The 12,804-nt window shown below is 67.5% G+C and carries 11 protein-coding genes; 5 read left to right on the top strand and 6 right to left on the bottom strand.

What is annotated here, in order from left to right:
* Positions 1 to 26 precede the first annotated feature (26 nt).
* Entirely contained in the window at positions 27 to 938 is a 912-nt protein-coding gene (locus ENSA7_RS36465; protein WP_106094021.1) for a hypothetical protein, read from the top strand.
* Position 939: 1 nt separating this feature from the next.
* Here the strand turns inward: ENSA7_RS36465 and ENSA7_RS36460 are convergent, their stop codons facing one another.
* The 6 genes from ENSA7_RS36460 to ENSA7_RS36435 all read right to left on the bottom strand — a co-directional run bounded on the left by ENSA7_RS36460 (position 940) and on the right by ENSA7_RS36435 (position 8,998).
* Positions 940 to 2,580, bottom strand: coding sequence for a mucoidy inhibitor MuiA family protein (locus ENSA7_RS36460; protein WP_106094020.1), 1,641 nt, complete (start codon positions 2,578 to 2,580; stop codon positions 940 to 942).
* Between the two features lies 1 nt (position 2,581).
* Positions 2,582 to 4,774, bottom strand: a complete 2,193-nt coding sequence (locus tag ENSA7_RS36455) for a DUF4139 domain-containing protein (RefSeq protein WP_106094019.1) — start codon at positions 4,772 to 4,774, stop codon at positions 2,582 to 2,584.
* 69 nt (positions 4,775 to 4,843) lie between these two features.
* Positions 4,844 to 5,956, bottom strand: coding sequence for a vWA domain-containing protein (locus tag ENSA7_RS36450; protein ID WP_106094018.1), 1,113 nt, complete (start codon positions 5,954 to 5,956; stop codon positions 4,844 to 4,846).
* Between the two features lie 155 nt (positions 5,957 to 6,111).
* Positions 6,112 to 6,609 (bottom strand): hypothetical protein, encoded by a 498-nt coding sequence (locus tag ENSA7_RS36445; protein WP_106094017.1) that lies wholly within the window; start codon positions 6,607 to 6,609, stop codon positions 6,112 to 6,114.
* A 65-nt stretch (positions 6,610 to 6,674) separates the two neighbouring features.
* Positions 6,675 to 7,784, bottom strand: coding sequence for a phosphotransferase family protein (locus ENSA7_RS36440; protein ID WP_219908123.1), 1,110 nt, complete (start codon positions 7,782 to 7,784; stop codon positions 6,675 to 6,677).
* Entirely contained in the window at positions 7,781 to 8,998 is a 1,218-nt protein-coding gene (locus tag ENSA7_RS36435) for an acyl-CoA dehydrogenase family protein (RefSeq protein ID WP_106094016.1), read from the bottom strand. The genes ENSA7_RS36440 and ENSA7_RS36435 overlap by 4 nt, the downstream gene beginning before the upstream one ends.
* A 628-nt stretch (positions 8,999 to 9,626) precedes the next feature.
* On the opposite strand from ENSA7_RS36435, the gene ENSA7_RS36425 reads away from it, so the two are divergent.
* From ENSA7_RS36425 to ENSA7_RS36410, 4 genes are all read left to right on the top strand, one after another.
* The gene (locus ENSA7_RS36425) at positions 9,627 to 10,796 is read left to right on the top strand and encodes an AAA family ATPase (protein WP_106094099.1); all 1,170 of its coding nucleotides are present in this window, start codon (positions 9,627 to 9,629) and stop codon (positions 10,794 to 10,796) included.
* Entirely contained in the window at positions 10,793 to 11,365 is a 573-nt protein-coding gene (locus ENSA7_RS36420) for a DUF4276 family protein (protein ID WP_106094014.1), read from the top strand. Before ENSA7_RS36425 ends, ENSA7_RS36420 begins: the two co-directional genes overlap by 4 nt.
* Positions 11,366 to 11,793: 428 nt before the next feature.
* Positions 11,794 to 12,042 (top strand): hypothetical protein, encoded by a 249-nt coding sequence (locus ENSA7_RS36415; RefSeq protein WP_146158552.1) that lies wholly within the window; start codon positions 11,794 to 11,796, stop codon positions 12,040 to 12,042.
* Positions 12,043 to 12,166: 124 nt separating this feature from the next.
* Positions 12,167 to 12,796: a hypothetical protein gene (locus ENSA7_RS36410; protein ID WP_106094012.1), complete on the top strand. Its 630-nt coding sequence runs from the start codon at positions 12,167 to 12,169 to the stop codon at positions 12,794 to 12,796.
* The last annotated feature ends 8 nt before the right edge of the window (positions 12,797 to 12,804 follow it).

Here is a 12,804-nt window from a genome sequence, read left to right as displayed (position 1 = left end):
TTCGCGCTGCGGTGCATGATGCCGCCATGAAGCGCTTGGCGGTCATTGTGATGTGCGTGGGGTTGGCGGGGTGCACCAAGCTCAATTCCGCGTTCGACGAGCGAGTTAGCGAGACCGGGACCGGCGACGACCTGATCGGCGACGGCGACGATCCCTATCCCAGCACGGGCGACGGCGACGACGACGATCCAAGCACGGGCGATGGCGACGGGGATCCAAGCACGGGCGACGGCGACGGGGATCCAAGCACGGGCGATGGGGACGGGGATCCAAGCACGGGCGACGGCGACGGCGACGGCATGATGTGCGAGGACGACACGCCGGATCTATGCGGAGACACCTGCACCAACCTCGACAAAGACCAGCTCAACTGCGGGTTTTGTGAGATGGCATGCGACGACGATCAAGACTGCAACGCGGGCAGCTGCATGCGCCCACGGATCATGTTCGTCACCCTCGACGCGTTCACCGGCGGGCTCGGAGGCCTGCCTGGCGCCGACGATCTCTGCCAGGAGACCGGCGAGGGCTTCTATCCCGAGAAGCTGTTCTGGGCGTGGAACTCGACCCAGATCGAGTCCCCCAACAACACCTTCGAGCAAGATGGCTACTTCGTGCGGACCAATGGCAGCAAGATCGCGAACTCCTGGGATCAGCTGATCAGCGGCCAGCTGCTCGTCCCGATCGATCACGATGAGGCTGGCGATCCGATCCCACTCAGCGGGCCCTGCGACATCGAGTCACAGGTGTGGACGGGAACCGACGCATACGGCGACGCCGTCGAGCCCCAGTGCAGCAACTGGAACACCAGCTCGTATCTCTACAATGGGGCCTACGGCCTGCTCCACGCGACCGATCCGAGCTGGTCCTTCGTCGAGCAAAACTGCGGCGAGCCGCCGCGCTGCAACCAGCCGCGTCGGCTGTACTGCCTCGAGCGCTGATTCACATGCCCACGACGTCGTCGTGGACCACCAGCACCCACGTCAGCTCCAGCGACTCGTGCCCAAACCCGCGTAGCTTGGCCTGCCAGGTCACGAACCCGTCGGCGTCAGCGGTGGCCCCGTGGCTGGCCTCCGTCAGCTCGACCTCGACCTTCTCGACCTCGGACACGGCGATCCGCTCCTTGACCTCGACCGTCTTGGCGACCGGCGAGAGGTTGCTGAGCTTCACGGTGACCCGCCTGGGCTTGCGCGTCCACGAGCTCATCATTCGCCGCTCGCGCTCGAGGTTCTCGAGCGTTCGGTGCACGCGCAAGCTCGAGTCGGGGCCCCAGCCCAGCTCGAAGCGCTCGCCGGGAGCGATGAACAGCAGCGAGGTGCGACCGACCAGGCCGCTGTTGCGGACCAAGTCGACGGGCCCAGCGAGCAGCGGGTGAGCGGCGGCGTTGTGCTGGCGGCTGCGCAGGATCACCGACCCGTCCAGCTCGGGCGCGCAGACTAGCGCGGTCTCGGCCGGCGACTCGAAGCTGAAGATCGGCACCCGGTAGGGCCGACCATCTGCGGGGATCGTGGCCCTGGTCCGACCGCGCAGCTCGATCGCCTCGCCGCCGTCGTCGATGCCGGGCAGGTCCTCTTCGGCGACCGACTTGGCGGGCGCGCTCTCGGTCTCGGCGCCGAGGCCTGCGGTGTTGACCGTCTGTTCGCGGGCCTCGACCTCGACGGTGCTGCTCTTCTTGCGAAACCGCAGCATGTCGGTGGTGAGCGTGGGTGGCTGGACGCCGAGCGACGGTCGCTCGGTCGAGAAGATCAGCTGGACGTCACGCCAGTCCTCGCCGGTCGACTGCCAGACCGCGCCTTCACACTGAAACTCGACCCGCGGACTGGCTTGGTCCCCGTCGGGCTCGATCAGGCGGGCGGTGTGCCACGGTCGCCACAGCGCGCCGGGGACCAGGTAGTCGATGCTGAGCTCGAGCTTGCGGGGCAGCGGCTCGGGGTTGATGAGCTCGAGCGTGAGCTCAGCGGTGACCTCGCTGTTGGGGTTGCTGCTCGCGGCCTCCAGCGTCTGCAGATCTTGGAGCTCGCGCGTGAGCAGCTGATTGGCGTGCTTGATCCGGCTGGCTTCGAGCGCGAGCTCGCGCAGCTTGGCGTCGAGCAGATCGAGCTGCTCGCCCCACTGCGCCGCCGCCTGCCCGCCCCAGCTGACGTCCTCGTTGATCTCTTGCAGCGTCAGCGCGAGCAGCTGCTCGATCGACGCGTGCTCGGCCGAGAGCTGCTCGACCCGCGCCGCAGCGGTGGCCAGCGCGAGCTGTTTGTCGCGCTTGGTGGCCCGGAGCTGGGCGAGGTCGGCGGGTCGGTCTTGCTCACGGGTGACCCGCCAGCGCCGGATCGACACGCTCCGGACCCGCAGATCTTCAGACAGCTCGGCCACCTCTGGACCCGCGCCACGCGGCAGCGCGAGCGTGGCCGCGAGGGTCTTGTCGACCAGGACCGGCGCGACCTCGCTGACCACCAGCTGCGAGCGACCCGGCGGGAGCTCCACGACCCCACGGCGCACGACCAGCGCCCGATCCTCGAGCAGCGTGACCTCGGCGACCGGGACGTCGGCGGTGATCCGGCGCAGCGTCTGGGCTTGATCCGCGTCCATCTCAGCTCTCCCTCCGGTTGCCGCCGATCAGCTCGTGATTGATCGGGATCGTCACGATCCAGGTCGCGGACAGCTCGCGCTTGCCGCTGGCGGGGACCTCGACCTTCCACATGCGCCCGCCCTCGAGTGAGGGCACGGCGTCCTTGGGGTCGTAGTCCTCCCACTCGGGGCTGACCTGCTCGACCTCGATCGAGATGTCGTCGGCGAGCGCCTTCGCGGCGATCGGGAGCCGCTCGCGGATCTCGACGGTGGCCGCGCTGCTGGTGTGGTTTTGGACCTCGAGCTCGAGCGTGTGCCTGAGCTCGAGCTGTCGCTTGAACATGCCCGGGGTGTCCTCGGAGAAGCTGACGTTGCGGGCGATCTTGATCGCTTGCTCGACGCCAAGTCCAACCTCGATCCGGCCGTCGATCGGCGTGAGCTCGACGCTGGAGGTCAGCGCGAATTTTCCGGCGACGTACACGTCGGCGGGACCCGCGAGCAGCGGCGCGGCCAGGGGGTTGCGGAGCGCGACGATGCGGAACACATCAGCGCTCTCACGCGGGACGCTGACGTAGCGCGGGGTCGCCTCGGCCTCGCGCAGGTCGATCGGCAGCGAGGTGAACACCCCCGTGCTGGCCAGATCGACCGGCGCCTCGGCGACGTAGGCGTAGTCGAACCCACCCTCGCTGGAGGGCCAGCGGTGGCCTTCGGGGGCGCGCTCGGTCTCCAGCAGTCGCGCCCACGCGACCGCCTCGTCGATCTGCTCGATCGCCACGTCGACGCGGACGTACTCGACGCACAGCTGCTGGTACTGGGTCCGCCTGTCGATGCGCCGCAGTGAGCCGCGGCGATAGCTGGACGCAGACGACAGGCGCAGGCGGCCGTAGTCGAGCAGGTCGCGACCGGCGACGAGCTCGGGCTCGGGGACGAACCCGCCGCCGCCGGGCGCCATCGGCCCACCACCGCCACCGCCGCGTCCCTCTTCCGGGGCGAACGCTGACGCGATGCCACCGATCGCCCCACCGACGAGGGCGCCGAAGCCCGCCGAGCGCTTGGGGGCTCCGAGCGAGGCCGGCATCGGATACTGCATCGGCGCCGACGGGGGCGCACCGCTCAGTGACGGAGGCATCGAGCGTGTCGGCGCGTCCATGCTCATCGGGGCCGCAGATTTCCTCTGCTTGGCATCCGGCTGCGGCATGCCTGCGTCCGCCATCTCTTCGGCCTCGGCCTCGTCGTCGTCCAAGTCGTAGACGAAGGTCTCGCTCTTGGCCGCCTCGACCACGGGCTCGTCCTCGACGGGAGGCTCGCCCAAGCCGCGGTCATAGTCGGCATAGAGCTGATCCGCGCCGACCGGCGGCGGGCGCCAGCCCTTCTTGGCTGGCGGTGGCTGGCGTCGACCGATCCGCCGCGACTTGAGCTCGGGCAGCTCCGTCCACTGCTGCGGGCTCGCGGTCGACAGCGTGAGCGCGACGTCGTGCCAGTCTTCGCCCGTCGACTGCCCGACCATCGCCCGCAGCTCCAGGGTCGCGGCCCGCATCGCGCGGTCCAGCCTCACGGTGTACGCGGGCGCCCAGCGAGCGCCAGGCACGAAGTAGTGCAGCTTCACCCGGACCCGCGAGACCAGCTCCGGGCCGGAGCCGTGATCGAGCTCGAGGATCGCCGCCTTGCGCAGCTCGTGGGTCCGCGCGTTCTTGTGTGAAGACGCCAGCCGCTCGCGCTCGCGCAGGGTCTCGAGCTGCTCCTTGGCCACCCGCACCCGCTCGTTGGCGGCGTCGATCGCTCGGCCCAGCTGCTCGCCCCGCTCGCGCCGAAACGCGAGCAGCTGCAGGCGCGCCGCCGTGGGCGAGGGCGCGGGGGCCTTGCCCTCTTCGGGCCGCCCGCGGGCGAGCCCCTGCAGCGTCGCGAGTCGACCCTTGGCCCGGGTCAGCTGGGTCCGCGCTTCTATCGCGAGATCCAGCTCGAGCTGGGCGAGGTCGAGCTCGCCGTTGCTCGGCGGCGGCAGCTCGGGGTCGTCGCTGGGGACCGACAGCGTCACGCGCAGATCCCCCGCGATCGGAGCCTGCCCCTCGCCCTCGGTCTCGACCTCGACCCGGATCGAGCTGTCGTCCAGCGCCAGCGGCAGCCCGACCAGCTGGATCCGAGCCGGGAACGCCGAGCCATCGCGGACCAGCTCGGCGGCCCGCGTGACCATGGCGCCGCGGCGATAGATCGTCACGGCGCGAACCCGAGAACTCAGATTAAGCGGTGCGCTCACGTTGTCATGACCCCAGCAGGCGGCAGGTTACTACGCGCAGATACACTCCATCTGCACGGACGAGGTCCCGTCTTGCAGGGTGTCGCAGGCGGATCCGAGCAGCTCGACCTCGGTTGGATCATTGAGCGACCACCCGTTGGGATCGTCGAGCCCGACCGGGTTGCCGTTGATCACCACCGTGCAGTTCTCCGCGTCCTCGGCCGTCAGCGGGGTGTCGAGGTCGAGCTGGCACGAGCGCACGCTCGCGAGGATTTGATCGAACGCGGTCACCAGCGCGGCCTGATCCAGCGCCTGGTAGAACTCCGCGTCCGGGTCGCCCGGCTGCACGCCCTGGCCGGCGTTGGCCATGTCCTGCAGGTGCGCGTTGCTGACCTGGTCGCCGACGCTGATGATGTAGGTCTGGATCCCGGCCGCGAACGCCCCCTGCGCGGCGGCGACCGACTCTGGCTGGCCCTCGTTGGGGTTGGGCACGGCGCAGGTGTCGGGCTCGCCGTCGGTCGCGAGCACGATGAATTTTTTACCGGGCACGTCGAGCACGTCGAGGGTCTGCCACACCGCGTCGAGGCTCTCACCGGTCGGGGTGTCGCCGAGCGGCGCGTTCGAGCCCAGCGTCGTGTCGATCGCCCCGAAGTTGTTCAGCGCCGGGCTGACCTCGGTCAGCATCGGGCACGGCGCGTTCATGTCGTTGGTGTCCGAGGTGTAGAGCGCCAGCCCGAACCGGATGTTGCCCTCGAACTGCGGGACGATCCCGCCGTTTGGATCGGTGAGCACGTTGGTGACCACGTTCCAGCGCGTGTCCCCGCCAAAGTCGGAGTCCATGCTCAGCGACTGATCCACGAGCAGCACCAGCGTCGGTGTCTGGGGGATCAAGATCACGTCGAGCACCGAGCAGGCCTCCGTGTCGCCCGCGTCCATGGTCCCAGCCTCGGCGGTGTCACCGTCGCCGTCGCCGTCGCCGGCCGTGCTGTCACCGGTAGCGACCTCGGTCTCGGCCTCGGGGCAGAAGGTCTGCCCGAGTCCGTCATCGAGGCAGGGCACCGCACACCCTGGCAGCGCGGTCGCCCACGCGAGCAACGGGAGCGCGAGCACGGGCAGCAGCAGCCACGGCCCCGCGGAGCGAACGTCAGTCGAGTCCGAGTCCATGCGAGCATGGTACCGCTGTGCCGTCTTGGAGGTGCGACGAACCGACGGCGTCGTCGAACTGCGGTCATCCCGGCGAACAAGCTGTAACAGGCCAGACGTTAAGTGCCCACGCCCCGGCCCCGTGGGTGTACGTTTGTGTGGAGACCCGCCACGCCTCAGCCGGCGTGGTTGAACACGAACAGGTAGGTGGGCCCCTCGTCGTCGTAGCGGTACAGGCTCAGCTCATCGACGTTGCCGCTGTGTTCACGCTGCTCGAGGCCCAGCGGTGTGACCGCGGAGGGCAGCCCCAGGCCGAACAGGTGCTCGCGCAGCCACCCAAGCTCGCGTTGGGCCCGCGCTGGCGTGGGTGTGCCCGTCCAGCTGGCCAGCGACGGGTCACCCGCGGCGCGAAACCGGATCACGATCATCGAGCTCATGAAGATCGGCAGGGCGCAGCCTTCGATCTCGCTCAGCTCGCTCACGTCAAACCCACCGTGATGACTCAAGAAGCTGTGGGCGCGCCCCTGTGTCACGGGGTTCCAGCGCTCGGTTGGTGTCGGGCTCTCGGGCGCCCACGCGCAGTGCTTCGGCCTCGATGCCCCGGGCTCGCCCTGACACGCGCCGAGCATGCAGAGCATCGAGACCAAGGCCACAATCACGAAGACGTCGCGCACACCCCCTGCATACCAAGCAGATGAGGCGAATCCGTGCAGCGGCGGTGGCAAAATTCGTCAGAGACTCAGTCGCGCTCGATCGCCTCGGCCGCAGCCTCGGCCAGCATCGACACGAAGTAGCCGAGCGCAGCAAACCGCGGATCGTGGGTCGAGCCCTGCTGATACCGGGCGAAGATCTGCTGAACGATCACCGCGATCTTGAACAGCCCAAACACCCGATAGTACACCCCGCTCGACAGCTCGATCCCGCTGCGCGCCTGGTAGCGGTCGAGCAGCTCGGCGCGGGTCAGGCTGCCCGGGAGGTTGGTCGGACCAAACGCCAGACCCTGCATCCGCGCGTCGTCGCCGGCCTCGACCCAGTAGCCGAGGGTCGTGCCCACGTCCATGCGCGGGCTGCCGATCGTCGCCATCTCCCAGTCGAGCACGGCGTTGATCCGCACGCCCTCTCCGGTCTCGACCCCGCGGGCGTCGAGCAGCACGTTGTCGTATTTGTAGTCGTTGTGGATCAGGGCCGGGTCGGCGTCGGCGTCGACGGGCAGCGAGCTGGCCAGCCACGCCGCGACCGCGTCGAGCTTGGCCACGTCGTCGGTCTTGGATCGCTCCCACCGCCGGGTCCAGCCTTCGATCTGCCGGCGCGCGTAGCCCTGTGGCTTGCCGAGCTCGCCCAGGCCCACGCCGGACCAGTCGATCGCGTGGAGATCCGCGAGCCCGTCGATCAGCGCGCACGCCAGCGCCCGACTGGTGCTCGCGTCGAGCTTCATGCCGGGCGGCGGCCGACGCCGAATGATGATCCCGCGGCGCCGCTCCATCACGTAAAACGGCGCCCCGAGCACGGCTTCGTCATCGCAGTAGGCCAGGGGCGCGGGCGCGAGCGGGTAGACCGGCGCGAGCTTGGACAGCACCGTGAACTCGCGGTGCATGTCGTGGCCACTCTTGACCTTGTTGCCAAACGGCGGGCGACGCAGCACCACCTCGCGCTCGCCGAGCCGCAGCATGTACGTCAGGTTCGAGTAGCCGCTCGGGAACTGCAGCACCTGGATCGTGCCGCCGTCCAGCAGCGTCGTGTTGGACCGCAGCCAGGCCGCGAGCGCCTCGAGATCCAACTCCTCGCCCTCGCGGACCTGCCGGGGGCGATCGAGCAAGCCATCGGGTAAGGTTCGCTCGGAGTCGTTCACTTTGTGCCTCGGCTGCGCAGGTTCAGGCCGTAGCGCTCGAGCAGCTCGCGGGCCACGACCGTCTTGTGGACCTCGTCGGCGCCATCATAGATCTGCGCGCCGCGCTCGTGCCGATAAAAGAAACTCAGCACCGTGTCGTCGGTGATCCCCAGCGCGCCGTGGGTCTGGATCGAGCGCTCGAGCACGTTGCGCAGCACCTTGGCCACGTGGAACTTGATCCCCGAGACCTCCACGCGCGCGGCCTTCTGCCCGACCGCGTCGATCCGCCAGGCCGCGTGCAGCACCGCGAGTCGGGCCGAGTCGATCTCGACCCGGCTCTCCGCGATCCAGTTTTGGATCGTCTGCTTCTCGCCCAGAAATTTACCCGGCGCGAGCTCGCGGGTCGCCGCGCGCTGGCACATCATGTCAAAGGCCCGCTCACAGATCCCGAGCCAGCGCATGCAGTGATGGATGCGCCCCGGCCCCAGCCGCGCCTGCGCGATCAAGAACCCGGCCCCCGGGAACCCGAGCATGTTCGCCGCGGGCACCCGGCAGCCCTCGAACCGGACCTCCGCGTGGCTGGCCCAGCCGCCGCCGACGTCGCCCATCACCGAGATGTTGCGGACCAGCGTGTACCCGGGCGTGTCGGTGGGCACGATGATCATGCTCGCGCGCTTGTGTGGCGGCCCCTCCGGCTCGGTCACCGCCATCACGATCGCAAACGCGGCCCCGTCGGCGCCCGAGGTGAACCACTTGTGACCATCGAGCACCAGCTCGTCGCCCTCGCGCCGCGCGGCCGTGCCCAGCCACACCGGGTTGCTGCCGGCCTTGTCGGGCTCCGTCATTGCGAAGCAAGAGCGCGTGTCGCCTGCGATCAGCGGATCCAAGAAGCGCTCCCGCTGCTCACGGGTGCCGTACTCCGCGAGGATCTCCATGTTGCCAGCGTCGGGCGCCTGGCAGTTCAGCGCCCAGTTGCCCAGCGGGCTGCGACCCAGCACCTCGCTGACCAGCCCGTGCTCGAGCAGGCTCAGGCCCATCCCGCCGTGGCGCTTGGACAGCTGCGGCAGCCACAGCCCGCGGGCCTTGGCCTTGGCTCGGACCTCGCGCATCGCTGCCTCTACGGGGGGCATCTCGTGATCGCGGAACAGCGCCTCGACCGGGAGCACGTGGGCGTCGAGAAACTCGCGGATCTCGTTTAGCGTCGCTTGAATTGGTTCGGGGACGGCGAAATCCATCGCGCGTACTATCGCAGATTGCCTGGGGTGTCGGTAGTCTGCGCGGAGAGCCACCGGAAGCCTGATATACGCTCGCACGATCTCGCGGATGTCCGCGTCGTCGGTCGTGTCCACGAGCACATCGCCGAGCCCACGCGGACGCTCAACCTCGTGCTGAATACGGCCATCGGCAGTGAGTCGTCCAGATCGGCGAGGAGCGCGATGTCGTCGTGCCGGGCGCGCGGCGAGCGAACGATGTCCGAGCGGGACCTGCTCGAGATCGTGGCGCGGGCTCGGGCGATGGGCATGCGGCTCGAGCTCAACACCGTCGTGAGGTCGGAGTCGAGCGAGCGTGGAACGAGATCTCGTTCCACGCCGAGCGGTTCGTGGGACGCGGCGGCGACTACGAGTTCGACGTGCCCGCTCGAGCGCTCCGACGACGCTAGCGTGTGGGCAGACTTCCGCGCTGACGACATCGCAGGCGCTCGCCGGAGCGATGAGCATGCCGACGGAGGTGAGCTGCGCTGTCGACGCTTTCACGGCTCCGGGTCGGATGTCTGTTTATCCGCACCACACCTCGACTTCGAGCCACTTCGAGGCCACCTTTGCAAACACCGAAACATCAGCGAAGATCCGGCAGGAGGGCAACATGAGGATCGAACGACTGAGCGTCCGCAATTTTCGCGTCTTTCGCAGCGTCGACATCCATGAGATTCCTTCGTTGGCTTTCTTTGTCGGCGCCAACGGCACCGGAAAATCGACCTTGTTGGATGTGTTTGGTTTCTTGCGCGACGCGCTGCAAGACAATGTTCACGTCGCGATGACCCGACGGGGCGGCTTCAACGAGGTCGTGAGCCGAGGTGAGCCTGGACCGCTCCGGTTTGAGATCGCTTTCCGCGACGATAACGGGCCGCTCGTCACTTACACTCTGGAGGTTGGGGTCCGCAACGGTCGCGGAGTCGTCGAGCGCGAGGTGCTCGCATATCAGCACGGCCAGCACGGTCAGCCATGGCACTTATTGGACTTTCGGCTTGGTGAAGGTACAGCTGTGACCAACGAGGTCGAGTATGGTACGGATGCCGAAATACGCCGAGAAGAGCAGCGTCTGGACTCGCCCGAGATCCTCGCAATCAAGGGGCTGGGCCAATTTCAGCGCTTTGCTGGCGTGAGCAGCGTGCGGCGGCTGATCGAACGCTGGCACCTGTCCGACTTCCAGATTCAGGCCGCGCGGCCCAGTCAGGAAGGTGGCTACGCTGAACATCTCTCGGCAGCGGGGGACAATCTCCCACTCGTGACCCAGTTCTTGTATGAAAACCACCGCGACCAATTCGACCGCATCCTGGAGCGCATGAAAAAATGTGTTCCCGGGGTCTCGGAAGTCGAAGCGACCGAGACAATTGACGGTCGACTGGTCCTGCGGTTTCAAGATGGCTCATTCAAGGATCCGTTCATCGCCCGCTACGTCTCCGACGGCACGATCAAGATGTTCGCCTATCTCGTGCTTCTCAACGATCCTTCTCCGCACCCTCTGTTGTGCATCGAGGAGCCTGAGAACCAAATTTATCCCACTCTGCTCGCGGAACTGGCGGAGGAGTTTCGAGACTACGGCCGGCGGGGAGGGCAAGTCATGGTGAGCACCCACTCGCCCGATCTGCTCAACGCGGCCCAGATTCACGAAGTCTATTGGCTGGAAAAGCACGGTGGCTTCACGACAGTGCGCAGGGCCTGCGATGACGAGCAGTTGCGCGCGTTCGTCGACGGCGGCGACCAGCTGGGCGCGTTATGGAAGCAAGGGCTGTTTGGAGGCGCCCATCCATGATGCTGGTCTTCATGCTCGAGGAATTGTCGATGAAGGTCTTCCTCGAAGGTCTGTTACCCCGCGTGCTCCCCGAGCAGGTCACATACAAACTCATCCCTCATGAGGGGAAGTCCGATCTCGAGAAATCACTGAGGATCAAGCTCAGGGCGTGGCGCACTCCCGACACTCGATTCATCGTGGTCCAGGATCAGGACAGCGGCGACTGCCACAGGGTCAAGGCGCGGCTGCGCGAGATCTGCGATGACGCGGGGCGTCCCGATGCGTTGGTGCGGATCGCCTGCCGCGAACTCGAGGCGTGGTTTGTCGCTGATCTCGACGCAGTGGGGCGTGCCTACGATCTCCGCGCTCTCGTGGAGTTGCAGAACAAGAGCAAGTACCGCAGCCCCGATCTGTTGGGTTCACCAAGCCGGGAACTCGCCGCGCTGGTGCCCGGCTACGGGAAGGTCAGCGGCGGCCGCAAGCTCGGCCCAGTCGTCAACCTCGACAACACGCGCTCCCCAAGCTTCAAGAACTTCGTCGCTGGTGTGCGACGGCTGGCTGCGCCTGAGCATCGACAGTCTCGACCATGAGCGTAGGCAAACGCTCTGCCGGGCGTGGCTCGCAGACGCTGTCCGAGCGGGACTACCGGACGCGATGCAGGATGAATGGCAGCATGCGATCCCGCGCGAGCCGGGGCGGGACCGCGGATCAGCGTGACTTCCAGGCAGCTGCGCGCACGCTGGACGGGGACGAGTAGGATGTCTCCGCCAGACCTCGTCGTGCGCGCAGATCGAAGTCCACACGCTCGACGATCAGGGCGTCGACGCTCCCTATTTTCTTCGCCAGAGCTGGACCCGCGGCGAGGCTTGCCTCGACAGCTGCACGAGCGGACCCAACGGCGAGTACATCGGCGATCCGATCGTCAGGTACTGTGCGCCGCCTCCTTGCTGACGGACGCTCGAGCGCGAGCACCCAACGCAACTACGACAGCATCCGCGTACCGATCAAACGGTGCAACATGGGCATCGATGACTGCATGAACGGCGACGTGATCTACTATCGCAGCGTCGCCGGCATCTATTCGTACGGCGTGAACGATAGCGCGATCACGCCGGTCCTACTCGCCAACCCCGGGTCCGACGGCTCCGAAGTCAACATCCACTACAAGGGCATCATCATCGCCGAGGACGTGATGTACGTGAACGGACTCGAGAGCGGCTCGGGCTCGACCGGGTCCGACGGGCCGATCTACCGGGTCCAGCTCTAAGCGCGGCCTCTCGGGCGAGCGCGGCACGTTGCACGGCCTCCACGACATCGGCCCTGTGATTCCGGCCACCGCGAGCAAGTGGGGGCTCCGTCGTGTGTGGCTCGTGTGCTAGGTTCCGCGGCTCGTGACTCGCCCCCGCCCACTGTTCCTCGCGTTCCTCGCCGTTGCGCTCGCGCCCAGCACTGGTTGCTTCGACGATCCCGCCCCGGTCGGCGCCGGTCAGGTCTGCGACGCAGATCCCTGCTTCGGCTGTACGGTGCCCGCAGCCAGCAACTACAACCCGCTCGCGGACGTGGACGACGGCACCTGCGAGTGCACGGCCAAGGGCAACCCGGTCGTCGATCAGTCCCAGCTCGAGTCTGACGCGGGTGGCGGTGGGCTCGACGAGTGGCAGTCGTTCACGGTCGGCATCGGCGGTGGGCTCGCGCGGCTCACGATCGAGCTTGGCTCGCCGCTCGATCCCCAGCCGTCGCCGGCCACGCTCGAGATCTACGCGGGCGAGGGCGTCGGCGGCATGCGTCTCGCCACGACCGAGGTCACGCTGGAGCCTGGGCTCTTGAAGCTGCAGGCGTTCGAGTTCGCCGAGCCGGTCCCGCTGGCCGCAGGTGAGGTCTACACGTTCCGCCTCACCGTCCCCGAGCAGACCATCGGCCATATCAGCTACGGACCGGGCGACGCGTACCCGGGCGGCATGCACAACGGCGATCCGCAGCGTGATCTCGTGTTTCGCACGGACATGGTCCAGTGCGAGTAGTTGGGTAA

This window comes from Enhygromyxa salina (genome assembly GCF_002994635.1).
Taxonomy (GTDB): Bacteria; Myxococcota_A; Polyangia; order Nannocystales; family Nannocystaceae; genus Plesiocystis; species Plesiocystis salina_B.
Note: the sequence above shows the minus strand (reverse complement) of the source record. Positions and strands in the feature narration are given on the sequence as shown.

Coding starts and splice junctions, on each gene's coding strand:
- ENSA7_RS36450 (WP_106094018.1), bottom strand. CDS start 5,956: ATGGACTCGGACTCGACTGACGTTCGCTCCGCGGGGCCGTGGCTGCTG.
- ENSA7_RS36425 (WP_106094099.1), top strand. CDS start 9,627: ATGAGGATCGAACGACTGAGCGTCCGCAATTTTCGCGTCTTTCGCAGC.
- ENSA7_RS36415 (WP_146158552.1), top strand. CDS start 11,794: ATGGGCATCGATGACTGCATGAACGGCGACGTGATCTACTATCGCAGC.
- ENSA7_RS36465 (WP_106094021.1), top strand. CDS start 27: ATGAAGCGCTTGGCGGTCATTGTGATGTGCGTGGGGTTGGCGGGGTGC.
- ENSA7_RS36435 (WP_106094016.1), bottom strand. CDS start 8,998: ATGGATTTCGCCGTCCCCGAACCAATTCAAGCGACGCTAAACGAGATC.
- ENSA7_RS36460 (WP_106094020.1), bottom strand. CDS start 2,580: ATGGACGCGGATCAAGCCCAGACGCTGCGCCGGATCACCGCCGACGTC.
- ENSA7_RS36420 (WP_106094014.1), top strand. CDS start 10,793: ATGATGCTGGTCTTCATGCTCGAGGAATTGTCGATGAAGGTCTTCCTC.